Genomic DNA, 23,538 nt, shown 5'->3' on the forward strand with positions numbered 1-23,538 from the left:
ACACATCGGCCGCGTCTCGATTCGACAGCTTGGTTTCGGGCGGCCGATCTCCTGTGTCGTCGTTCGGACTTTCGGATGGTATCTCGAGCGAGTGGCGATCCCGGGCTGGTGCAGACACACCCCGCAGTGCCGCTGTATGGTGTTGGAAGAGCCCTCCTCACGTGTGAATCCGGGGGATGTAAGTTGAACGAGATTATCGAACGGTCGCCAGGCGCTGCCTCACAGCCAACGCTAATCACCACTACTAAATACTATTACTGTGTAATCGTTTGTTAAGTAGTTTGGACGAAAAAGTGTCCAATCGGAATTGGACGCGGCATCGCCGCTCGAGGCGAACTGCTCCCCGTTCTCAATCAGACTTCAGTGGTCGTTCTCAGCCGGCGGCGCTCGCCACGCTCGTCGCCGCTATCGCGGTCGGTCCCCTCACAGATACCGAGGCCTCACCGACGAGTTCGTGCGTGAGACGGCCGCTGGTTCCGAACCGGATCGATTGCTGATGTTAAATCGGATCCGGTTGCTGATGTTGAATTGGATTTGGCCGCTGATTCCGGAATAGCTCCGCTCGTTAGGGAGATCGATCCGCTCGTCGCGTGTCCGGCACGCTTTAGGAATCCGCCGTCCGATTTTGGGCCGACTCACATCCGCACCTCGCTACAGCGGCACCGCGGGGTGTGTTCGCCGCTATACAGCGGCACTCCGGGGTGGCTTTTCACCAATTCGGGGGCTCTCGTGGCGAAATCCAGAGTATACAGCAGAACTCCGGTTCCGAATGTTTATGCCGTCACCGCCAATTGAATGTCCGGCTGGTGCCGTCGGTCGATCCGGTTTCGTACCTCTACTCGCACTCGATCGGTGAGGGTCGACGGGTCCGAGCACAACGAGCGGCACCCGATCTCGCGACGATCTCAGAGCAGTTCGCGTACGTCCGAATACCACATGTCGTGATAGTCGACGTGGCCGACCCGGCGCGCGATGGCGACAGCCAGCGAGTGCCAGCAGCGCTCGGTCGGATCGTCGGCGTCGAGGTTGTACTCGCTGTCCTTGCAGGTACAGCCGCCGTCCTCGACGATATACTCGTCGTCGTAGCCGACGACGATCGTGAAATCGCGGTAGGCCTTCACCCGGTTTTCGCCGACCGCCTCGATGGCGCGGACTCCGCGGTCGCCGTGGATCCGCGAGATATCGCCGACGATCTCGGGGGTGAGTTCGCCGGCCTCCTCGAGGGCGGCCTGCCATCGCTCGACGGGGGTAGCCTCCGACACGGCCGGAACTGTGCACGCGACTGTAAAATCGGTTTGGTTGTCGCGCCGCCGTCACGCCGTCGGAACGGCGGGAGTCGAATCGACACGAGATCACGACGTTTTTCGACCGGGGGCGTCCAGAAGACGTATGCGCGTCACCGAGGGCGGGGTCGAACTCGAGGTCCCCGGCGAGCAGACCGAGGGCATCGAGGAGGCGGTGTTCTACAATCCGCGACAGGAACTGAACAGAGATCTGACGATCGCGACGCTGCGGGCCTACCGCGATCGCGAGGACCGCGCGGAATCGTATCTCGACGCGATGACGGCAAGCGGCGTCCGCGGGGTTCGGGCCGCCGCCGACGGCTGGGACGTGACCTGCTGTGATATCGACGAGGAGGCCGTCTCCCTCGCACAGGAAAACCTCGAGCGAAACGACTGTGGCGAGCGAGCGCAGGTCGAGCATCGGAACGTCTCGGCGCTCATGCACGAGCGGCCGTTCGACGTGATCGACCTCGACCCCTACGGGACGCCCATGCCCTTCGCGGACGCCGCGTTCGCGAACTGCCGCGATCTGGTCTGTGTCACCGCGACCGACACCGCGCCGCTGTGTGGCGCACACTTCAACAGCGGCGTCCGCTCGTACTCCGCTGTCCCCCGCAATACGGACTACCACGCCGAGATGGGCGTTCGAATCCTCATTTCGGCGCTTGCCCGCAGTGCCGCCCGCTTCGACGTCGGCGTCGAGCCGATCCTGACCCACGCGACCAGCCACTATGTTCGGACCTACCTCGAGCTCGAGCACAAGGCGACGTCGGCCGACGCGGCGATCGACGAGTTAGGCCACGTCTACCACTGTGAAGACTGCCTCTACCGCGAGACGGATCCGGGGCTGATCGCCGACCCGCTCGAGACGTGCCCCCACTGCGGCGGGAATCGCATGCTCGCTGCCGGGCCGGTCTGGCTCGGCCCCGTGCGAGATCCCGAGTTCGTCGGCGCGGTCCGCGACGAGATCCCTTACACGTTCGACACTGCGCCGGACGCCCGCGAACTCTGTGACACGCTCGCGGCGGAACTCGACGAGCCGACCCACTACGACCAACATAAGCTCTGTCGAAACTGGGGCCTACCTGCAAACGCGATGGACGATTTCCTGGCCGATCTCCGTGCAGCGGGCTACGCGGCCTCGAGAGCCCACTACGGCGGGACGACGTTCAAGACGGACGCGAGCGTGGGCGAGATCCGCGCGGCGACGGAAGGAAACCTCGACTGAGCGTCCGCTCGTATCGCGTTTGCCGCTACTGCGTACGTCACAGCCGCCGCTACTCCACGTCGGCGTAGAGCCGAACGAGCCCGCACTCGGGACAGCAAACCCCCTGTAGTTTCGTCGTGTTCTGCAGGCCGATCTTCCCAAGTAGTCCGTCGCGTTTGCCGGTCGCGATCGACGGCTTCATCCCTTCGCCGTCGCGGACAGAGACCCGTTCCATCGTCACGCCGCAGTCAGGACAGCGCCGTTCCTCCATACGTAACGTTAACACAGAATGAAAAAAGCGTCTCGATACGGGCCGACGCTGTTAGCGGACCTCGTCCGCGTCCGCCAGCTCGAGCGACGGCGGCAGCTTCGTCGTGCCGTCGAAGACGTACCGCCTCCGATGGTTCTTCGAGTGAAGGCAGATTTCGTTGTTCCGAATGCTAACGTCGTAGCCGATTCGCTTCCCGGGCTCGCCCAGGAACTGGACGTCGGCGTTGGATAGATCGATGAGATCGTCCTCGTCGACCGGGCCGTTGAACAGGTACGCTGCGCCGGCATCGTCGCCCGCGATGCGGCTGCCGGGTACGCCGATCAGCACGTCGGTTGTTCCGTTACCGGTAGCGTCGCCGCGGGCGACGGTCCAGCCGTCGCGGCGCTCCGGCAGTAGCTTCTTCTTATCGACCCGGTCCGGCAGCGGCTGGACCGGCTCGGTGAAGTCTCCGTCGTCCTCACCAACGCGGAAGATTCCCCAGAAGCCAGCCTCGAGGCGGCGGCGCATCTTCGTCCCCATGTAGATGTGGTCGCCGACGCTGTCGACGAGCCCGCCGGCATCGCCAAGCGGCTCGAATCCGCGTGCTTTGCCGGGCATGAACTGATCCTCGACGCCGATGATCTCGGACTCGGGCACGTCCCGGTGGCGGAGCTGCTGGTGAGCGGCGAGGTGAAAGTCGAGCCCCCGCGCCTTGTCGGCCGCGTGTTGGACGCGGAACCGGACCGGATCGTCGAGGAACGCATTCACCACGGGCGTGGCCGGGTCGCCGTGGACCTCCGAATCGAAGACGAGATACTGATCGTCGGGGCCGCGCTCGAAACGGCGGCTGAACGGCTCCGCGCGGTTGTTGATCGCGACGTAGCCCTGGTCCTCCGGATCGTCGGGGATCTGATTACAGGGAGCGTCGCCGTTTTCGGGTACGTTCACCTCCGCTTCCTCGTCGAAGCCCGGCGGTACCACGCAGTCGTCAGGATCGTTCCGGTTGATGATGTACCGGCCGTCGCTGAACGACAGCGGGAACTCGCGGAACGCCGGACCGTCGTCGGGCACGATGATGCTCTCGGCGGCCGTCGCGGCGGCGAACCGGTCGCCGTGGTCGGCCAGCGGCTCGGCGGTGCGGGAATCGAGCCACGTCGATCCCGCTTCCTCGACGAGCAGTCGGCCGAACGCACCGTGATGGCGGTGCCCGCGAATGTCGGCGAAGTCCCACAGGGTGGCCGTGCTCACGAGTTCGTCGGCGAACCAGCGGTAGGTGATCGTCTCGCCCGGCGGAATCGTCTGGTCGAAACTGAAGCCGACGGTCACGCCCTCGGAGCCCTGAGGATCGAGCTCGAGTCGCTGGGGAGTGAGCGAAGCCCGGGCGGACTCCTCCCACTCGATGTTTAGATCCTGCTCGCGGGTCCGCATCTGCGGATGGGCGTGTTCGGGGGCGTACTCCGCGGGCAGTTCGTTTGTGAGATTGATTTGGATACAGTCGCCCCGGTTGGCCCGGATCGTCAGCAGTTCCGGTGGTCGCTCGCCGGCACGGATTTCGTCGACGTGTTCGTCGAGCGCGAAGACGATGCCGTGGGGATCGTGGTCGCCGTACTCGTTGAAGACGATGTCCGTCTGGAAGACGGTCACGTCGTACTCGCGGACGATCGTATCGTCGGGACACGGATCGCCCGGTTCGGGCGCCACTGGCGGAATCTCCCCGATGTTGGGGTTCTGGCGGGCGGGTTCGTCCGGCGGGAACGGCGGCTTGTCGACACGGCCGATCCCGTCGAACGCCTCGAGGCGGGTCTTCAGCCGCTTCGGATCGATTCCCGTCTTGTGCTTGAACTCCTTGCGCGTGAGCCCGAGCGCTTTTAGGATGTCGTCGAGACTGAGATCGCCGCGCAGGAGCTTCGAGAGGAGTCCGTCGTGCTCGGTCTTCTCGAACGCCTCGACGAGGTCGCGCTGCCACTCCTCCTCGAGGGCGTATTTGCCGAGCTCGTACGTCCGCTGGACGTCATCGGAATAGGTGAGCCACGCTTCGTGACCCAGTTCCTCCCAGTCGAGGAACGGGGCCGGGTGGCCCATCTCGCGCAGTTGCTCCTCGGTGATCTTCCCTTTCGGCGCGTCGCGGTCGGGCAGCGGCTGCAGGTGGTCAACTTTCGCGCCGAAGACGCGGTGGATGCCCCACATCCCGTCCCAGAGGTCGTCGACGACGCCCGAGCCGTAGAGATAATCGTAGACGGGCAGCCCGTTCGGGTTCGGGAGATCGCCAGTGTCCGCGTCGAGGAAGAAGGTGAACGCTTCGGAGACGTGAACTGCCTGCGAGACCGAGTCTTCCGGACTCGCTCCGGCGGGAGTCATCTGAGTGCCCTCTATCATGAAGTTGTGCTGCTCCTCGTACGGCCCCATGACCAGACGAATCCGAATCGGATCGCCGTCGTAGGCCTCGAGGGTCGGCGTCGGCGGGTCGCCGTGGACGTAGGAGCTGTGGACGTACGCCGGGTCGGGATCGGGCCCGCGCCGGTAGTAGGGCGCGTTGCGGTAGTTCATCGCCATCACGCCCGCGTTCTGGTTGTGCTCCTCGAGTTGATTAACGAACTCGCCCTGGCGGTTGCGCAGCGGGGCGAAGTCGTGGTACATCAGCGCGAACTCGCGGAAGTCCTCGCCGTCTTGCTGCGTGATGATCGCTTGTGAGCCTGCCTCGATCGGGTCGCCAGTGTGGGGGTCGAGCCACTCGGAGTCTTCGGGCTCGACGATCAGCGTGGCGAAGTGGCCGTGCATGATCTGATCGATCCCGTTGATGTGATCGTGGAAGAAGATCGTCCCCTCCTCGTCGGCGTACCAGCGATAGGTCATCGTCTCGCCGGGATCGGCAGACTGGTCGTAGTTGAAGCCGTTCGCGAGCGAATCCGAGCCGAGCACGTCGTAGGAGACGAAGTGGATGTGGTTCGACCGTCCCTCCGGCATCAGGTTCGTCAGGTTGATCTCGACGCAGTCGCCGACGTTCGCGCGGATGATCAGCGGTTCGGGGTTCATCTTCCCGGTCAGGACGTCCGCGACGTCCTCCTCGAGCACGTACACCTGCCCCTTCGGATCGTGATCGCCGGCGTCGTTGTAGACGAGTTCGGCCGGCAAAGCGACGATATTGTACTCCCGTACCGGCGCGTCTTCGCCGGCTTTGGGACCGCCGAACTCTTCAGGAGCGATTTCGGGGTCGCAGGGATCGGTGTACGGCGCGCCAGGAACGATATCGCCGAGCGCCGCGGCTTCTTCGGGCGTTGGATCGCGGACGAAGTCGTACGGCGGCTTCGGCGGCGCTTCGCCGATTTCCCCGGGGACGAAGTCCGGGAAGCCAGGCGTCTCGGCGTCGGCATCCAGTGGCGGCTCGTTGTTCTGCAGTAACTCGAGATCCTCCTGGACCTTGTCGTAGACGCGCATGAGCCCCCACATTCCCTCAGCGTAGTGGGGGAAGAGATGGCAGTGGAACAGGAAGTCGCCGGTACTTCCGTGTGCGCCACCGGCACCGACCTCGAAGGCCTCCTCCCAACTCATCTCCGGTCGGACCGTCGTAAGCGGATCGGCAATCTCGTCGCCGAGTCCGTCATCGCCGCCGTTGAGATCGAGGTCGTCTTCGACGAGGTTGAGCCCGCCCTCGAGTCGCTCGGGCACCTCACCGGGACCGAAGCCGATCGGCCGGACGTCGAAGAAGCCGATACCCCCGTGGGCGGCGACCAGATACGTCTCGTGAGTACCGCCGAACCCGAGGTTCTGCGCGTCGATCGTGTCGACGTCCTCGCGGCCTTTGACCTCCTTCCAGCGGTGGCCGTGGAGGTGGTGTGCATGACGTTCCTCGTGGGAGGCGCCGACGGCGACCAGCTTTACCGGATCGCCGAGGTAGGTCCGGTAGACGTTGTCGCCGCCGCCGGGATCGCCGAACAGCCAGGAGTTGTAGAAGTACTCCCCGAGTTCGTCGGGGTCCGGATCGGGGTCGTCGACGAGCTCGAGTCCCTCCTCGCCCAATCTGATACCGGTCGGATCCGCCCGGTAGTTGATCGCGTGGACCGTCTGCGGTTCGTCGGAGCCGGGCCAGGTCAACTCCCGGCCGTCGGCGGGATAGATCCCCTTTGGGGTGTGATAGTGGAGGATGAACTCGCGGTGATTTGGTTCGTCCTCTCCGGGCAGGTGGACGTCCGCACGGACGCCGCTGCGGTGTTCCTCGCCGGTCTCGGGATGAGTCCACGTCGCTTTGGGTGGTTCGACGACCGCCGAGCCGAATAGCCCGCGGGAGACGAGGTTAGCCTCTTCGGGCGGTTCGTCGGCACTGTCGAACGCCGGGTTGGCGAGGTCATGGAAGAAATGAGTTCCTTCGTGAGTTGCATACCACTCGTAGCTGGCGATTTCTCCGGGAGCTGCGGTCGTGTCGGGGTTGTAGCCGACGCTCGCGCCGTCGGACTCGGTCACCTGGTAGGGCAGCGCCGTCTGGTGTATCGACGCATGTCGATCGAGGTGGTTGACGAACTCGATCTCGATGATATCGCCGACGTTCGCGCGGATCGTCAGCGGCTGTAGGACCGTCGTGTCGACGTCGCCGAGTTTGCGCTTGGCCTTCGCCTTCTTCTTCCGCGCACAGTGGAGCTTCTTCCGGGCTTTCTTGCGCTCCTTGTCGTTGCCCGCCTTCTCGTTGCGTTTCTTGGCTTCCTCGATCTCTCGATCCGCCGCCTCGAGTTTCTTTTCAGCCTTCTTTCGCTCCTTCTTGTTGAGGTCGTCGTGGTGGTCGTGGTGGTCGTCGCGTGCATCGTCCGGCACGTCGGCGAAGGCATCGTCCGGCGTGACGCCCGAGGCGGCGAGCGCCTCCACGAGGTTCTCCTCGAGGACGTAGATCGCGGTCTTGGGCTGGTGGAGCCCAAAGGCGTTGTAGACGACGTCGACCTCGATCGCGTGGACGGTGAACTTCCGGACCTGTCCGCCCGGCGCCGGTTCGCCGGGCGCGAACGCCTCTTTCTTGCTGTCGACCGAATTATTGCCCATACACCCGGACGCGGCCAACACTCCGGCAGACACAGCCGAACCCTTGAGGAAGGTCCGACGAGTCGGTCTGTCTCTGATCGCTGACGATTCGACATCGGAATTGGACTGCGTCTCTGCGTTTTCTGCCATTGGTCAGATCCAGCTTTCGGCTGGCTATCTCACCGTATCTGAATGTCAATTATTGTAATGGAGCCACTCACGTTTGGAAGGGACTCACTGTCGACAGATGGTACGGATCCGCTGACCGTCTACGAATACCGAATAACTGGCCTGAACTACTGATTGGACGAAAGACATCTCGAACCGTTTGTAGTCCATCTCTACATCCGGAAATCGAGCCAAAAGCGGACGTGAGCCGTCGACCGGCCGGTCGGACTGGATCGACACGTCGTCAGACCGTGCATCTATCGCTTTCGAACTCAGTAGTCGGCCTCCGGCCAAACATGGACAGAACCGTGCTAACGACGGCCTATGGTATATCGGCGATAGAAACGGGCAACTACAGTGTCGAATAGTCTCCTGATTCTGCTGCCGAGGTGTATTCAGGTCCCGTAACGCTCTATTTCGGGGCTGTGCTATGCAATTACATATTGCGTGAGGCCCCGAATGTAGACGCGTGATCGATCACCGCCGGGGACGCGAACTGGCGACGCGGGCTCTCCGGCTCGCGAAGGACGAACAGCTGACGCTGCTTGCGGCCGGTGTCGCGTTTTACGGATTCGTATCGCTCGTCCCGCTGGCCTTGCTCGCGCTGGGGATCGCCGCGTCGGTCGGCGGGGAGGCGCTCGCGACCCGGCTGTCGGTCGCGGCCGACGACGTGCTTACGTCGCAGGCCCAGGAGTTACTCGCCGAGGCGATCGTCGATCAGACCAACCGGCAGGGCGCGACCGTCGTCGGCGTTCTCGGCTTGCTCTGGGGCTCGAGTCGAGTTCTTCGCGGTCTCGATCGAGCGTTCTCCGAAGTGTACGGGACCGCGGGGTCGAAATCGCTACTCGATACGATCTGGGACGCGATCGTCGTCTCCCTCGTCATCGTCGCCGGCCTCGTCCTCGTCGGGCTCCTCGAGTACGTGATCCAGTTCCTCCCGGGGTCCGGACTGGCGATCGTCGGCCGGCTGTTCGTCGTGGTCGGGCTGGCGGTGACGTTCCTGCCGCTATACGTCATTTTCCCGGACGCCAACGTCGGGATCCGCGACGCCCTTCCGGGGACGATCGTCGCCGCGGTCGGCTGGTTCGCGCTCAGTCGAACGTTCGCCGTCTACACGACCCTCGTCACCGGCTACACGGTCTATGGCGCGCTCGGAGCCGTCTTTCTCGTGCTCGTCTGGCTGTATCTCAGCGCGATCGTTCTGGTCTTCGCGGCAGTGCTCAACGCGGTCCTCGTCGACCGTGAAGTGGATCGGCAGCTACAAAGTCCCGGCGGACGACAGATCTCCACAGAAGCGATGACCGACGACGCCACGGGTGCCGACGAGGGGGCCGCGGAGGACCGCGAGAGCGAGCGCGCTGCAACGAGCCGTGCGAGCGCCCGGACGCACGACCGGGCGGACGATCCCGAAGCCTTGCGCGAGGAGATCGAACGGCTGCGCGACCGCGTCGACGCCTTCGAGGACGACGTCGAGGACCGTACCGTCAGGAAGGAGTCCCTCGAGGGCGAGCTCAAACGCTACGTCCGGAGACGGGTTCGCCGCGGCCACGCCAGTGACTGGGGGCCGTATCTCGTCTTACTGTACGGCACCGCGATGTCCATCGGGGCGTTTCGGTTCCTCGAGGGCGGCTGGGCGATCCTCGCGATGTTCGTCGTCTGGACCTCGACGCTCGGGCTCTACGTCCTGATGGTACTGTTCGGCTTCGGAATTACCCTGCTCGGTGTTCCCGGCCGCCTGCGCGATACGATCGGCGAGCGCCGCTCCTGACGCCCCTTACTGTTCTGTTTGGACGGAGCGCCGAACGAACCGTCGGACTCGATCCGTGTACGTTGCTGGCCGGTGGAGGCTACAGATGTGCCCGGCGTCCGCGAGCACCTCGACGCGCCCGTCTCTCGCCGCGGCGGCGTGGGCCTGCTCGCCGCGGCGCATCAGCTTGTCGTTCTCACCGTTGAGGACCAGCGTCGCGGCGGGGACCGTCGAGAGCTTCGCCCGGAAGTCCTCGCCGGCAAGTTCCGGCCCCGCGTCGCCAAACGCCCGCGGATAGAAACCCGCCTCGACGATCTCGCGCTCGATGTCCGGCGCGAGATCTCGATTCCGTACCCAGCGCGTCGCCAGTTTCTCGACGACGCGGGAACCGAGATCCGGCTTCGTCAGCAGCCGGCCCAGCCCGCCGAGCAGGCGCGTGCCTTGGTCCAGCCCCCGTACCGGATTTGCGCTACACCCCGACAGCACCAGCCCGTCGACCGCGTCGGGGTTGCGGTAGGCGTACTCGGTCGCGACGTAGCCGCCCAGCGAGAGGCCGACGAGAACCGCCGAGCCGTCAGTGTGCGTCTCGAGGGCCTCCTCGAGGACGTCGATCGCCGGGGCCATTCGGAACGGCTCATCGGCGCGAGCACCGTGGCCGGGAAGGTCCGGCGCGGCGACGTGAAACTGGTCGGAGAGGCCGCGTCGTTGGGGGAGCCACATCGTTCGCGTGAACATCGCGCCGTGGACGAACACGATCGACCGCGCGTCCGACGGGCCGACGACGTCGATTCCCTGCTCACTGCCTCGCTCGTCGCTGTGGGCCATGGTGTCGGAGGTATCACGGGTGGGGTCTTAGTAGGTCCCCCGACAACGCGCCGCGGAAGACCGTCGGACCGGTAAGCGAGAGACGAGTCAGCGCCGCGGGGGAGTCGAAGCCGGGCGACCAGAACAGCCGCGACGGTTATCGGTCTTCGTCGGCGTCGGCCCTGTCGTCCGGATCAGTGTCGGTCTCGTCGTCCGGACCGGCGTCGGTGAGCCACTGCTCCTCGGGACCGTCTTCGATCCCCCGTGCGCCGTCCTCGGTCGTCGGCCCTCGATCGGCCGTCTCCTCGCGGATCACGTCCGGATCGACCGCAGCGTCGGTCCGAGCAGCGGTATCGTCGGGATCGACGGCCGCGTCCGTCCGCTGTGTCTCGTCGTCGACGTCCACCGCGGCGTCCGTCCGCTGCTCGTCCTCGTCCGGCCGGGCCGAGAACCCCGTGTCCCGGTCCGCGAGTTCGGTCGGGTCGACTTCCGCGCCGCGGCCACGGTCCTCGACGGCGTCGCCCTCGGTGCTCGACTCTCGTCTCTCGTCCGCCAGCTCCTCGGTCTCGTCGACGCCGCTCATGCCGCCGGTCGGGTCCGTCTCCGGCTCGCGCCGGGTCGAGCCGTCGCGTTCACCGTCCGGCGTTCCGTGAACGGGTAGCTCTCCCTCGAGCCGGACTGCATCGTCGGTAATCTCACGAACCGACGCGCGATCGAGCGTGACGCGTTCCTCGGCGGCGCCGTCCCAGCCGAGCGACGATTTGATCGAATCCATGACCGCCGGGTCGGGCCTGACCTGCGCGACAGCACCCTCGACTGTGGCGATGACGCCGACCTCGTCGCCGGTGGCATTCTCGACGGGTTTGTCGATATCGTCGTCCGAAAAGCTGGCACACATGTCTTCGGCTATCCCGACTCGAGGCAAGCCGGTGGTGCCTGCAACGGCCGGTCGCCGCCGGTCTCGGAGGGGCGCAGTCGACGCGACCGTCAATCGATCGGAAACCGCAGCAGCGCACCGACGCCGTCGAACGCCTCGAGAAACCGCTCGCCGTCGGCGAAGTCGTCCGGCACCACGACCGTCTCGCCGCCTTGCTCGAGCGCCCGGTCGCCGAGCTCCTGTAACTGCGGCCCCTCGAGCGCCGTCGAGAGCAACAGCGTCTCGACCGCGTCGTACGCGAGGGCGTCGTCGACCTCCTCGCGGCCGGAGGCGACGGGCCCCTCGCCCTCGTCGCCTCGGATTCCGCTGAAGAAGGCCTCGAGCGGCTCGCGAACGTCGGTCCGATCGCGCTCGTCGATGGCCTCCTCGCCATGTTCGGCGAGCCGGCGGAGCCCCTGTTCGGTGGCGTACTCGACGGCGAACGCGCCGATCAGGTCGTCCGCGAGCCGGTGGTCGAGGGTCGCCGCGTCGCGGAACTCCTCGACGATGCCCGTGGTGCCGCCGAGCAACAGGCCGTCGATCGACTCGCCCTCGACGAACTCGAGGCGAGCGCGCTCGGCGATTTCGTCGAAGAAGTCGCGTTTATGGCGCTCGCGGTCGCGCTCGAAGCGCTCGGGCGACTGGCCGCCGGCGCTCGACTTCCCCGGGACGTCGCCGTCGAACGTCTCGATCGGGTCGACGCCGTCGCCGTTCAGCCGGCCTAGCGCGGCCCCGTCGCGCTCGACGACCAGCAGGCCGTAGGTCGCGTCTGGGCCGGTCACGTCCGCGAGGGGCTCGAGGTCGAACTCACTGGCGTGTTCGTAAGTTCCCTCGTCGATCACGACAGGGAGATCGTCGAAGGTGGCGGTGGCGAGGTCGTCGTCGACGATGCCGGCGTAGAGGACGAGCCCGCCCTCGGGGATCTCCTCGTACTCGGTCAGCCGGTCTCGGACGTCCGCAAGGGCCTCGGCGAGCCGGTCGGGGACGGGCCGGTCGCCCTGCGTGGCCTCGGCGTAATCGGTCTCGACGGGCCGGCGTGCCTCGCCGATCGACTGATCGGGCGGGACGGCCAGCGTGACGAGTACGTCGCGATCCGCCGACGCGGTGGCAAGCCGATCGAGTCGCTCGTGGAGTTCGTAGTTCGCGCGGGACATGCGTATCAGGCTGTCATCGCCACACCGTCGACGGACACGTCGTCGGGCACGCGGTCGGCCCCCGCGAACCAGCGACGACGCTACGCGGTCCGATACGGCGTCACAGTGTGGCGGCTGCGTCCGGCTACGGCCGGCCCGCGGGTGAATCCCCTGCCGGCAACCGACTGGTGTGCGGCCGTCGCTGCTCACTGCTCCCCCGTCGCCGGTTGCCGGTCGAACCCGCGTTAGTCGTCGCGCTCGAGTTGGTCGCCGCCGAATTCGTCGTCGCTCTGGATGCGCGAGGCCTGCGGACCGTCCTGATCCTGATACTTCGACCCGCGCTCGCTGCCGTAGGGCCGTTCGGCCGGCGTCTTGAGCTCCGTGAAGGTGAGCTGGGAGATGCGCATCCCGGGGGTGAGCGCGACGGGCGCTGTGCCGAGATTGGAGAGCTCGAGGGTTATTTGGCCGCGATATCCGGGATCACACAGGCCCGCCGTGGCGTGTACCACCACGGCGAGCCGTCCCAGTGACGACCGGCCTTCGACGTGGGCGATCAGGTCCGCCGGAATCTCGACGCGCTCGTGGGTCGTTCCGAGCACGAAGTCGCCGGGGTGGAGGATGAAGTCGTCGCCGTCGTCGACGACCGTCTCGGTGACGTACTCGTCGACCTCCCGTTCGGAGTTCGGGTGGATACAGGGGATGTTCGTCCGCTGGAACTCGAGAAACTCTCGTCCCAGCCGGAGGTCGACGCTGGCGGGCTGGATCTGCAACTCCGGATCGTCGAGCGGCTCGACGACAAGGTCGCCGGCCTCGAGGCGCTCTAAGATATCTGCATCGGAGAGGATCATACCGAGTAGGAGCGAACACGGAGCCATAAATGCCGTCGATTCGCCGGCGACCGATGCCCCCGATTTCGTCACCGCACGGACCTGTAACGCCTCCAACACACACTCTCGAACGGCCTCAGCGATTATAATGCTGTATCACGAAGCGCGTCGCATGGATGGGACGCAGGACCGGTTTACCGGGGAGACGAGGGTTCTGCATCAGCGGGCGGTTAGAGTGCCGCTTCTCGACGAGAAGGCCGAGCGCGTCTTCCACGAGAACATGATGACCGTCGCGGATGCTCGAGAGCAGAAAGCAGACCTGCTCGCCGATCCGGATATTCCGTTGTTGACCGCGTACGAGACGGAGCGCGATCGGATCGCCGAGAGTTTCGAACGGCGACTCCGGCGGATCGTCGGTGACGACTATCAAGAGGTCGCGATGGCGTACAACCGCGGCGAGCGGGACGACCGGATCGGTGCGCTCGCCGCGTACTATGTCGAGGGCGCGTGGCGGACCCAACAGCGAACCACGATAACGGACATGCTGTTGGCCCCGCTCATTCTCCGCTATCCAGACTGTTTCACGACGAACATTCGGTTTGCGAGCGGCTACGCGACCCCGGAGTCGATCCGGTACGAGTCGCCGGAACACGCGTCGGCGGATCTCTCCGACGAACACGCGGAGACGTACTACGAGGAGAGTCTCTACTCACAGCAACAGGCCGCGACGTATCTCCGCGAGACGGCCGACATCATCCGGGAGGAGTTCCCCGATCCCGACGAGACCACACCCGAGGAGCGCGAATACGGCGGCGTCGTCTCGGCCGACGGCCGGCGGGGCTCGACCTTCTCGGCGCTGCTCGAGCGCGTCGAGCCGGACCCCGATCGATTTTCTGAGTCGATCGACGAGCCGACCCTCGTCGAGGCGGGGCCGGAGGCGAGACGGACAGAGCGAGAACTCGGCCTCGAGGATGAACTCGTCTACTGAGCGATCGCCGTCGCTTCGCGCTCGCTAGTCGGTCGCGGAGACGGTATAGTCACGGCTAAAGGGCTTCCCCTCTTCGAGTCGGCCATGAAACAGGCCATCGTCGCCCGCACGGACATCGGCATGGGGCAGGGAAAACTCGCCGCGCAGGTCGCCCACGCGTCGCTGTCGGCCTACGAGAAGGCCGACGGGCAACTGCAATCGCAGTGGAAGCAAGGCGGCCAGAAGAAGGTCGTCCTGAAAGGCGAAAGCGAGCGTCAATTGCATGAACTCGCCGAAATCGCCGACCGCGACGGGATTCCCAACGCCGTCATCCGCGATGCTGGCCACACGCAACTCGAGCCCGGCACTGTCACCGCGCTGGCCGTCGGGCCGGCCGCGGACGACCGCGTGGATAGCGTGACCGGCGACCTCTCGCTCTTCTAATCGGACGGCCGCGGCGGTACGCGGGCGCGTGTCGTGATCAGCGCTAATCGGAGCGGTGGCCCCGCGGCTCCTCTCTGACCGTCGAGTCGTCGTCGGCCAGCGACGTGTTGGTGCGAACACTCGAGAGCAGCGAGCCAACGTCGATCGACTCGCTGCCAAGCACGGCGAAGCCGGCGAAAATCGTCAGGAAGCCGACGACCGTGAGCGCGTCGATGGTCTCGCCGAGCAGCGCCCAGCCGCCGAGCGTCGAGACGACGGGCACGATGTAGAAGATCAGATTCGCGCGGATCGCGCCGGCCGTGTCGATGAGGCCGAAGTAGGCGATGTACGCGAGGACGCCCGCGAAGATGCTGACGTAGCCAAGCGCCAGCGCCGCCTCGGTTGTCCACGTGATCGCGGCTGCCGACTCGCCGGCGGCCCAGGCAAACAGGTGACACAGCGCCGCGGCGAACGGGAGTCCCCAGGCGACGCGGACCGTACTCGAGAGGTCGCTGTCGGCCCGGCGGATGAGAACGGCCCCGAGCGCGGCGGCGGCCGCGCCGGCGAGGAGAATCCCCTTGCCGACGGCCCCGCCGAGGAGGTTCGTGGGGTTAGGACTGACGACGAGACCGACGCCGAGCAGGCCAAGCCCCATCCCGGCCGCGCCGCGGGCGGAGAGGCGCTCGTCGGAGAGCAAGAACGCGGCGAACACCGGCGTCATAATCGGATTGAGACTGTAGACGATCGAACCGACGGCGCTCGAGACGTACTCCTGGCCGACGAACAACAGAGCGTTAGTCAGCCCGATCGCGAGCACGCCGGTTGCGAGGATACCACCGACGTCGCCGCGCGTTCGCGGGAGCAACTCCGCCCGCGAGGACGTCCAGCCGACGTACGCCAGCATCACGACGGCGGCGACGTCGAATCGGAACGCGACGAACAACAGCGGCGGGAAATAGGCGAGTCCGGCCTTCGCGGCGACGAACGTGCCGCCAAAGAACAGACTCGAGAGGGCGAAAAACGTGAGCGTGCGGCGAGAGACCATTTACGCCGTCACCTCCGTGGGTCTCGTCTGCGTCGCCCCGAAAACGAGCGACGCGCGGATAGCGAACATCATGGTACTACACCGTATTAGCGCCGGGGTTATAGTTTCGTTCGTAAAATATTTCACGGTAAGAAAGGCGCGTACATCGGGAAACGATCGGCCGACGCGATACGGCAGCACATCGTGAAATCCTTTCACGGCACGAAAACGGTTTACCGCAGTAGGGACGAGTGGGCGGTATGGAATCCGCGCTCGAGGAGATCGAGTTTCTGGCGCTCTCGGCGAACCGCGTCGAGGTGCTCGAGTCGCTCTCGGCGGGGCGACGGACGCGAACCGAACTGGCGGCCGAGACCGGTGCCTCGCAGGCGACGCTCGGGCGTATCCTCGGGGACTTCGAGGACCGGTCGTGGATCAGGCGCGACGGCGACGCGTATGTCGCGACGGCGACGGGACGACTCGTCGCGGAGGGCTTTACCGACCTCCAGGAGATCCTCGAAACCGAAGGGAAGCTGCGCGATATCGTGGACTACCTGCCGACTCACGCGATGGATATCGACCTCCGGCGGCTCGCGGACGCGACGATCACCGTCCCGAGTGCGACCCGGCCGAACGCACCGCTGGGGCGGCTACTCGAGTTTCTCCACGACGGCGACGACGTCCGGACGTTCTCGCACACGTTCAACGAGCAGACGCTGGGCGTCGTCCACGAGCGGGTGACCGACGGCGAGCAGCGGTTTCGGGGCGTCTTCGGCCGCAGCGCGATCGACGCGCTGGCCGACGATTCCGCGCTCCGAAGTCGGCTCGAGGCGCTGCTCGCGGCCGACGACGCCGCGATCAGGGTCCGCGAGGAGGGCGTCCCGATCGCGGTCATGCTCGTCGACGACCGCATCTACCTGCTCTTGCGCGACGAGAACGGGATCCTGCGAGCCTCCGTCGACACCGATGACAGCGCCGTGCGGGCGTGGGCCGTGGACGCGCTCGATCACTACTGGCGGACGGCGACACCGCTCGAGCCCGAGACGCTCGCCGACTGACGACCGACTCGAGCGTGGCTCTACGGCGACGCCGGTAGCTCGAGCGGGGACGTTGTCGACGCTGGCTCGAGCGTCGGCGCGGGTCGTGCGACGGTCGCCGGCTGCGGTCCGGCCGCGAGCGACGACGCGGGTTCCGTCGTCCGCTCGCCGTCGGTCCGCTCGATGACGTACTGCTGGTCGACCGTCGACGCCTGCAGGGTGGCGACGGGCGCGTGGTCCTCGGTCAGCACCGACACGTCGTCGGTCGGGGGTGGATCTATGTAGCCGTCGATCTCGGCGCGCAGATCGATTCCGAGATTTCGGTTTCGGTTTCGCTCCTGCAGTTCGGCTGCGGTGAAGTCGGTGTTTGCCTTCGTCGCGATGACTTCGATATTCTGGACCATGTCCTGACTCGAGGTGCGAAAACTGTAGGTCGACGCGAAGGCCTCGTCGATCGTCTTGTACTGCGCCCGGTAGAACGCGGAGCCGCTGCCGCTTGGCGCGGCGATGACGTTCGCGAGGAAGACGCCGTCTTCGTCGAGGTGGTCCTCGGCGAGTTCCATGAAGCCGAGCTGGGTCAGGTGGGCCGGGACCTGGTCTTTCTGGTAGGCGTCGAGGACGATTAGATCGTACTGTTGCTCGGTGTTCTGGAGGAATACCCGGCCGTCCGCCGTGTGTGCGGTCAGGTTCTTGCTCTCCTCGAGGCGGAAGTACTCCTTGGCGGCCTGCGTTACCTTGGGATCGAGTTCCACGACGTCGACGTTGGCGTCGTACTTCCGCTCGAAGTCCTTCGGACCAGTGTACCCACCCCCGCCGATGAACAGCACGTTCTCGACTTCCTGTGGATCGTCGACCATCAGCATGGGGATGTGGAAGTATCGCGTGTACTCGAAGACGTGTCGGTCGGGATCGTCGAGATCCATCGCGCTGTGGCGGGCACCGTCGAGATACAGCGTCCGAACGCCGTCGCTGTCGACGACCTCGAGCTCCTGATAGGCCGTTTGCGTCTGGTAGACGACATCGCCGCGGTGGTCGAACGTCACCGGGCCGATGCCGGCCGCGACGACGAGCACGAGCGCGATAGCGACGCTGGCCGACGCCGGCTTCGGGGAGAGCGCGGGAAGCGTGAGTCCGAACGCGGTGCCGACGAGGACGAGTCCGAACAAAAAGCCGATCATGTCGATGCCAAGCGACGGAATGAGGACGTACGTCGTCGCGCCGGCACCGACGATGCTACCGATAGTGCCAAGCGCGTAGACGTGGCCCGACGCTTCGCCGGTCCCCTCTTTCTGGGAGAGTTCGGCCGCGTAGGGGCTGATGAAGCCGAGCAGATAGGTCGGCGGGCCAAAGAGGATGAGCACCGCCGGCAGCGAGGCGTATCGGACCGGCAGCGGTAACGTCGACGCTGAGAGCAGTAGTTGGTCGCTCCCGTAGACGACGATCGCGACGTAGCCGGCAGTCCCCAGTAAGAGCCAGCTCATCCGCCGATTCGACGCCGTCCCCGCCTGCTTGCCGCCCTGCCAGTAGCCCAGGCTCAGCGCGGTGAGAAAGACGGTGATGATACTCCCCCAGGTGTAGATGCTGTCCCCGAACTGCGGGGCGATGATTCGTCCGGCGAGAATCTCGAGCCCCATACTGGTAACGCCGGAAACGAACACTGCGATGTCGGGTTTCGTCGGCCGGTACGCGGAGGGGACCCCCAGACTCATTATCGAGACAAAGAGCGCCCGTGACGAGAACCTGTCGCCTCGTCACAACGGTCATCGGGGGCGGACTTCGCGACCCAGTCGGTCAGTTCGTCGTGATGACCTCGATCACGTCCCGCGATTCGACCTCGTAGTCCTTCCCCAGTTGGCGATTCGTCCGACAGTCGATGGCGTGTAAGAAGCCGTCGCCGATATCGGAGTGGAGGCTGTAGGCGAAGTCCTCGGCGGTCGAGTTCGGCGGGATCAAATAACAGTCGGGCAGCACCTCGCCGCGTTCGTTCCCTAGCCCGTTCGCGCCGCCGGGGAACACCGGCGTCACGCCAAGCACGTCGAACAGCGCCGTCTCGAGGGCCGCCTGCACGCCCGTCGCGCCGTACTCCGTAAGGAAGTCGCGGATCTGCTCTAAGCCCTGTTCCTGGTCGCCCGAGATGTCCCCCGTGATTTCGAACGTCGCGTCGCCGGGTCGGTAGTCGACGACGTCGGCTCCCGCAGCCGACTTCAGGGCCTTCTCGGCGTGGGCGCTGCAGGGAACGATCGTCAGGTGGGCGTAGTCGGGATCGTTCGTGATCTCCTCGTAGTTGTCCTGCGCCGCAGGGGTGTCCATCTTGTTCGCCGCGATCACCATCGGCTTGGTCTCCTTGCGGATCTCGCGGGCAAGTTCGAGTTCGTCGGCTTCGTCCCACTCGTCGGGGTCGAAGCCGATATCGACGCGCCGGATCAGGCGCTTGATCTCGTCTTCGCTCGCCTTGAACGCGCTCATCTGCTCGGCGAGTTCCGCCTCGATGGCGTCGTCCTCGGTCGTGTAGCCCGTCTCGTAGCGCTCGATCCCCTTCTGCAAGATGCCGAGATACCATTGGTCGAGTTCCTCCTCGAGGAAGTCGATGTCCTCGCGCGGGTCGTGGCCCTCGGTGGGTTCGCCCTCGGCGTCGGTTTCGCCAGAGAAGTCGACGACGTGGACGAGCACGTCGGTCTCGTTCAGGTCCGAGAGGAACTGATTGCCCAGTCCGTTGCCCTCGTGTGCGCCGGGAATCAGCCCGGCGACGTCGACGAGTTTCGTCGGGACGAACCGCGTGCCGCCGTCACAGAAGCCGACGTTCGGGGTGCACTCCTCGTCGAACTCCGGTGCCGCGCAGTCGACGCGAGCGTACGCCTCGCCGACGCTGGGGTCGATGGTTGTAAACGGATAGGCCCCCTCGGGCACGTCGTTCATCGTGGCTGCATTGAAAAAGGAAGACTTGCCGACGGACGGTTTCCCGACCAGTCCGATCCGGTAACTCGTACTCATTACCCGTTCTGGTCGTGGAACGCCTAAACGGGTTTCTGTCCGCAGGCAGCATGGCATGACCGGACGTAGCAAGCCAGGCCCCGACTCGAGTCACACGTGCGTCGGCGGCTCGACGGCCGTCTCGATGTCGAGGTCGGCGGCGACGTCGGAGAGCAGATCACCTTTGACCTCCGAACTCCGCCAGCCGATTTCGGCGACGAGCGGCGGTTCGAACTCGGAGCGGATCGTCTCGAGGCGCTCGGTTTCGGTCGCGACGCGCTCGCGGAGGTAGCGCGCGCCGCGGCCGGTCTCGTCGGCCTCGGGCGAGGGCGTGAGCTTGTTGGCGACGAGTCCGCGGACCGCGAGGTCCTTGTCACGCAGATCGTCGATCGCGCGTCTGGTCTCGTTGAGCGACAGTTCGTCGGGATTCACCACGAGGAAGAACGCGGCGTCGTCGTGCAGCGCCGCGCCGGCGAACTCGAAGAACTCCTTGCGTTCCTGCAGTCGCGCGAGGACGGGATCGCCTTCCATCACGCGCCGCGGTTCGTTGTTGCCGACCGCGGCCTTCTCGAAGAGGTCGATGCTCGTCCGGCGCTTGTGCATCAGCCGGTCGATCCAGCCCTCGAGGAGGTCGGGCAGGCCGAGCAGGCGGAGCGTGCCGCCCGTCGGCGAGGTGTCGAAGACGACCCGGTCGTAGGCCTCCGCGTTTTGCATCACGTCGACGAACCGGTCGAACAGCGCCGACTCGTAGGCCCCCGGCGTCCCGTGGGCCATCTCGAGTTGGCGGTTGATCTCGTTGACCATCGACGCCGATACCTGCTCCGAGAGGTCCTGGCGGATCTCGTCCAGGTGACGGGTGACCTCCTCGTCCGGGTCGATCTGCATGGCATCGAGCCCGTCGATGCCCTCGACGGACTGCGGCGAATCGTCGAACGGCTGGTCGAACACGTCGGTGACGGAGTGGGCCGGGTCGGTCGAGACCACGAGCGTCCGGTGCCCGTCGCGCGCACAGCGCAGCGCGTAGGCACAGGAGACGGTCGTTTTACCGACGCCGCCCTTGCCGCCGAAGAAGACGAACGGTTCCATCAGAAGTGGTACTGCTGTCCCTTGCGCTCGATGTACGAGTCCCGATCCCACAGCCGCCGCTCCCACGATTCGAACTCGTCCTCGAGATAGGGCAGTAGCTCCGCCGTGTAGTACGAGACCGGCGACGGAATGCCGAAGGCGTCGGGGAAACATGCCAGGATGAACGCGTCTTCGGTGTCCTCGGCTTCCTTCTCGATCTTCTCGTAGGCCGGGTGCGAGATCATCCCGTGGTAGAGGCCCCGCAGCCACTCCTCGAGCGTTTCGCGATACGATTCGATCCGGTCGGCCAGTTCCATGTCCGTCCCTCCGTGTTGAATGCTAAAAACACTCATGATCGGTTTCAAGTCGCTTCGCCGCCACCGTACGGGCATGGCAACGGGGACGGACGAGGCGATTCCGGTGACGATCCTTTCCGGGAGTCTGGGTGCCGGCAAGACGACGCTGCTCAACCACCTGCTGTCGACCGCCGGGGACCGACGGCTGGCGGTGCTGGTCAACGACATGGGCGCGGTCAACGTCGACGCCGAACTCGTCGCCGAGGGTTCGGAACTCGAGCTTGACGACGGCGTCGCGGAGCTCTCGAACGGCTGTATCTGCTGTGAGCTACAGGACGACCTCGAGACGGCCGTGGTCAGGCTGGCCCGCGATCGGTCGTTCGACCACCTGCTCGTTGAATCCTCGGGTATCTCAGAGCCCGCACCCGTCGCGCGGCTGTTCACGACCGAGTCCCGCGTCGCGGCGCTGTACGACGTGGACACGCTCGTGACCGTGCTCGACACGCCCGCGTTCCTCGCGGCCTTCGGCGGCGAGGGAACGGCCGAGCGCCGCGGCGACGAGGGCGATCGACCGCTGTCGGACCTGCTCGTCGAACAGGTGGAGGTCTCGAATCTCGTCCTCCTCAACAAGACCGATCTCTGTTCGGAGACGGAACTCGAGGAAGCCGAGGAACTCGTCGGCGCGCTTCAGCCCGACGCCGAGACGATCCGCACGGCGTTCTCGGCGGTCGACCCCGACCGGCTGCTCGGCGTAGGGCTGTTCGATCCGAAGCGAATCGGCGAGCTGCCGGGCTGGAAACGGGCGCTCGAGTCGGCCGAGGGCGACCGCGGACACGGCGACGATGCGGACGACGGCCACGAGGGCGACCACCACGGCGGCCACCACCACCCTGACGAGGTCTACGGCGTCTCCTCGTTCGTCTACCGCCGCCGCCGGCCGTTCCACCCCGAGCGGTTCGCCGCGTTCCTCGAGGAACTGCCGAGCAAGATCGTCCGCGCGAAGGGGACCGCCTGGCTCGCCAGCAACGAGATGCGGGTGTCGATCGCGCAGGCCGGCCCGTCGATCAGGGCCACCGCGCAGGGGCCGTGGATCGCGAGCCTCCCCGAGGTCGAGCGCGACATGTACCGATCGAACCGGCCGAATCTCGAGTGGGACGACGAACACGGCGACCGCCGGACCGAACTCGTCTTCATCGGCACCAAGTACGACGAGGCGGGCCTCCGAGCGGGCCTCGAGAACGCGCTGGTCACCGACGAGGAGTGGGAGCGAGACGGCGCTCTCGAGGACCGATTCCCCGCCGAGCAGGGCGAGGAGACGGTCGTCCGCGAACCCTGAGCCGCCCCGATAGCCTCAGCACGCGCAGTCGCGGCCGGTGGCGCGCTCGAAGCGCATCGCCGCGCCGCAGTCCGGACAGACGGGTTCTCCCTCGAGATCGACGTCTCTGATTCGGACGTCGCAGTCGTCACACCAGTAGGCCCCGTTAGAGCCGTCATCGGGGCGGCTTCGCGGTGCGGGTGACGCGAGTACGGCCTTCATCGATTCGATGACTCCCATGGGCGACGGTACGTCAGCCATGCCCATAACCTATGTGTCTGTGTCGCACACATCGTCTCGGTCGGCGAACGGGCGACCCTACGTGCGAACGGCGGGGTCCTCGAGCGGGAGGGCGTCCCGTTCGCTCGAGTCGACGACGGTGTTTCGGAGGGTGCCGACGCCCTCGTAGGTGATCTCGACGGTGTCGCCGGGTTCGACGAGGCCGGGGTTGGCGGGGCTACCGAAGGAGACCACGTCGCCGGGCCGGAAGGTAACTCGGCGCGAGAGGTGGGCGATGACCTCGTAGGGGTCGAACAGCATCAGTTCGGTGGTGGCCTCCTGGCGGCGTTCGCCGGCTACGTCGGTGTGCATGTCGATGTCGGTCGGATCGACGGCGGTCTCGATCCACGGGCCAAGCGGGCCGGAGGCGTCGAACGCTTTCCGAGGCGAGCGCTCGCCCTGATCGAGCGCGTCCATATCGTTCATGATCGTGTAGCCGCGGACGACCTCCGGGACCTCGTCTTCCGAGAGGTTCCGGCAGGGTTCGTCGATGACGGCCGCGAGTTCGCCGGCGTAGGTCACCTCGTCGCTAAATTCGGGGTAGGGAACCGGATCCTCGTGGCCGACGAGCGACGCCGGCGGCTTGACGAAGAAGTCGGGTTCGTCGGGCCGTTCGTACGCCATTTGGTCGATCGTCGCCGCGAAGTTTCGCCCGACGCAGTACAGCGCCGAGGGGGTACACGGCGGAAGGAACTCGGCGTCGGTGCCGACCTCGTAGATTCCGTCGGCAGCGTGTACAACGCCATCTTCGTACCGTCCGGTGACCGGGCCGTCGTCCGTCGCGATTCGCGCGAGTTTCATTACTGGGCGCTCTCTGTCGTGGCGG

The 23,538-nt window shown here is 65.8% G+C and carries 20 protein-coding genes; 6 read left to right on the forward strand and 14 right to left on the reverse strand.

Going from position 1 to position 23,538, the window contains the following annotated elements; translation table 11 throughout:
• Positions 1-905 precede the first annotated feature (905 nt).
• Positions 906-1,262: a hypothetical protein gene (locus ACJ70B_RS14790; protein WP_408957759.1), complete on the reverse strand. Its 357-nt coding sequence runs from the start codon at positions 1,260-1,262 to the stop codon at positions 906-908.
• A 127-nt stretch (positions 1,263-1,389) separates the two neighbouring features.
• Here ACJ70B_RS14790 and ACJ70B_RS14795 point away from each other — a divergent pair, with 127 nt between their 5' ends.
• On the forward strand, positions 1,390-2,511 hold the full coding sequence (locus ACJ70B_RS14795) for a tRNA (guanine(26)-N(2))-dimethyltransferase (protein WP_408957760.1): 1,122 nt from the start codon (positions 1,390-1,392) through the stop codon (positions 2,509-2,511).
• A 49-nt stretch (positions 2,512-2,560) separates the two neighbouring features.
• Here the strand turns inward: ACJ70B_RS14795 and ACJ70B_RS14800 are convergent, their stop codons facing one another.
• Positions 2,561-2,761, reverse strand: a complete 201-nt coding sequence (locus tag ACJ70B_RS14800) for a hypothetical protein (RefSeq protein ID WP_408957761.1) — start codon at positions 2,759-2,761, stop codon at positions 2,561-2,563.
• 51 nt (positions 2,762-2,812) lie between these two features.
• Entirely contained in the window at positions 2,813-7,894 is a 5,082-nt protein-coding gene (locus ACJ70B_RS14805; RefSeq protein ID WP_408957762.1) for a multicopper oxidase domain-containing protein, read from the reverse strand.
• 487 nt (positions 7,895-8,381) lie between these two features.
• Between ACJ70B_RS14805 and ACJ70B_RS14810 the strand changes: the two genes are divergently transcribed.
• Positions 8,382-9,680, forward strand: a complete 1,299-nt coding sequence (locus ACJ70B_RS14810) for a YhjD/YihY/BrkB family envelope integrity protein (protein WP_408957763.1) — start codon at positions 8,382-8,384, stop codon at positions 9,678-9,680.
• A gap of 6 nt (positions 9,681-9,686) precedes the next feature.
• Here the strand turns inward: ACJ70B_RS14810 and ACJ70B_RS14815 are convergent, their stop codons facing one another.
• From ACJ70B_RS14815 to dcd, 4 genes are all read right to left on the reverse strand, one after another.
• Positions 9,687-10,484, reverse strand: a complete 798-nt coding sequence (locus ACJ70B_RS14815) for an alpha/beta fold hydrolase (protein ID WP_408957764.1) — start codon at positions 10,482-10,484, stop codon at positions 9,687-9,689.
• A 136-nt stretch (positions 10,485-10,620) separates the two neighbouring features.
• The gene (locus tag ACJ70B_RS14820; protein WP_408957765.1) at positions 10,621-11,361 is read right to left on the reverse strand and encodes a hypothetical protein; all 741 of its coding nucleotides are present in this window, start codon (positions 11,359-11,361) and stop codon (positions 10,621-10,623) included.
• An 89-nt stretch (positions 11,362-11,450) separates the two neighbouring features.
• Positions 11,451-12,533: a Vms1/Ankzf1 family peptidyl-tRNA hydrolase gene (locus ACJ70B_RS14825; protein WP_408957766.1), complete on the reverse strand. Its 1,083-nt coding sequence runs from the start codon at positions 12,531-12,533 to the stop codon at positions 11,451-11,453.
• Between the two features lie 224 nt (positions 12,534-12,757).
• Complete coding sequence (gene dcd, locus ACJ70B_RS14830) at positions 12,758-13,360, reverse strand: dCTP deaminase (RefSeq protein ID WP_408957767.1); 603 nt, start codon at positions 13,358-13,360, stop codon at positions 12,758-12,760.
• A 151-nt stretch (positions 13,361-13,511) separates the two neighbouring features.
• Here dcd and ACJ70B_RS14835 point away from each other — a divergent pair, with 151 nt between their 5' ends.
• Both ACJ70B_RS14835 and pth2 read left to right on the forward strand, forming a co-directional pair.
• The gene (locus ACJ70B_RS14835) at positions 13,512-14,327 is read left to right on the forward strand and encodes a hypothetical protein (RefSeq protein WP_408957768.1); all 816 of its coding nucleotides are present in this window, start codon (positions 13,512-13,514) and stop codon (positions 14,325-14,327) included.
• Positions 14,328-14,411: 84 nt separating this feature from the next.
• A complete protein-coding gene (pth2, locus tag ACJ70B_RS14840) occupies positions 14,412-14,750 on the forward strand; it encodes a peptidyl-tRNA hydrolase Pth2 (protein WP_408957769.1) in 339 nt (112 codons plus the stop codon).
• Positions 14,751-14,793: 43 nt separating this feature from the next.
• Here pth2 and ACJ70B_RS14845 read toward each other — a convergent pair whose 3' ends face one another.
• Positions 14,794-15,774 (reverse strand): DMT family transporter, encoded by a 981-nt coding sequence (locus tag ACJ70B_RS14845; protein ID WP_408957770.1) that lies wholly within the window; start codon positions 15,772-15,774, stop codon positions 14,794-14,796.
• 239 nt (positions 15,775-16,013) lie between these two features.
• Here ACJ70B_RS14845 and ACJ70B_RS14850 point away from each other — a divergent pair, with 239 nt between their 5' ends.
• Entirely contained in the window at positions 16,014-16,808 is a 795-nt protein-coding gene (locus ACJ70B_RS14850) for a helix-turn-helix transcriptional regulator (protein ID WP_408957771.1), read from the forward strand.
• Positions 16,809-16,828: 20 nt separating this feature from the next.
• On the opposite strand, the gene ACJ70B_RS14855 is transcribed toward ACJ70B_RS14850, so the two are convergent.
• The 4 genes from ACJ70B_RS14855 to ACJ70B_RS14870 form a co-directional block, all read right to left on the reverse strand.
• A complete protein-coding gene (locus ACJ70B_RS14855) occupies positions 16,829-18,496 on the reverse strand; it encodes a spermidine synthase (RefSeq protein WP_408957772.1) in 1,668 nt (555 codons plus the stop codon).
• An 82-nt stretch (positions 18,497-18,578) separates the two neighbouring features.
• Positions 18,579-19,778, reverse strand: coding sequence for a redox-regulated ATPase YchF (locus ACJ70B_RS14860; RefSeq protein WP_408957773.1), 1,200 nt, complete (start codon positions 19,776-19,778; stop codon positions 18,579-18,581).
• Between the two features lie 90 nt (positions 19,779-19,868).
• The gene (locus ACJ70B_RS14865) at positions 19,869-20,843 is read right to left on the reverse strand and encodes an ArsA family ATPase (RefSeq protein WP_408957774.1); all 975 of its coding nucleotides are present in this window, start codon (positions 20,841-20,843) and stop codon (positions 19,869-19,871) included.
• The gene (locus tag ACJ70B_RS14870; RefSeq protein WP_408957775.1) at positions 20,843-21,139 is read right to left on the reverse strand and encodes a hypothetical protein; all 297 of its coding nucleotides are present in this window, start codon (positions 21,137-21,139) and stop codon (positions 20,843-20,845) included. Before ACJ70B_RS14870 ends, ACJ70B_RS14865 begins: the two co-directional genes overlap by 1 nt.
• Positions 21,140-21,212: 73 nt before the next feature.
• Here ACJ70B_RS14870 and ACJ70B_RS14875 point away from each other — a divergent pair, with 73 nt between their 5' ends.
• Positions 21,213-22,454: a CobW family GTP-binding protein gene (locus ACJ70B_RS14875; protein WP_408957776.1), complete on the forward strand. Its 1,242-nt coding sequence runs from the start codon at positions 21,213-21,215 to the stop codon at positions 22,452-22,454.
• Between the two features lie 15 nt (positions 22,455-22,469).
• Here the strand turns inward: ACJ70B_RS14875 and ACJ70B_RS14880 are convergent, their stop codons facing one another.
• Positions 22,470-22,673: a hypothetical protein gene (locus ACJ70B_RS14880; RefSeq protein ID WP_408957777.1), complete on the reverse strand. Its 204-nt coding sequence runs from the start codon at positions 22,671-22,673 to the stop codon at positions 22,470-22,472.
• Positions 22,674-22,751: 78 nt separating this feature from the next.
• The gene (locus ACJ70B_RS14885; protein WP_408957778.1) at positions 22,752-23,513 is read right to left on the reverse strand and encodes a fumarylacetoacetate hydrolase family protein; all 762 of its coding nucleotides are present in this window, start codon (positions 23,511-23,513) and stop codon (positions 22,752-22,754) included.
• Positions 23,514-23,538 lie beyond the last annotated feature (25 nt).

This window comes from Natrinema sp. 74 (genome assembly GCF_046097095.1).
GTDB lineage: Archaea > Halobacteriota > Halobacteria > Halobacteriales > Natrialbaceae > Natrinema.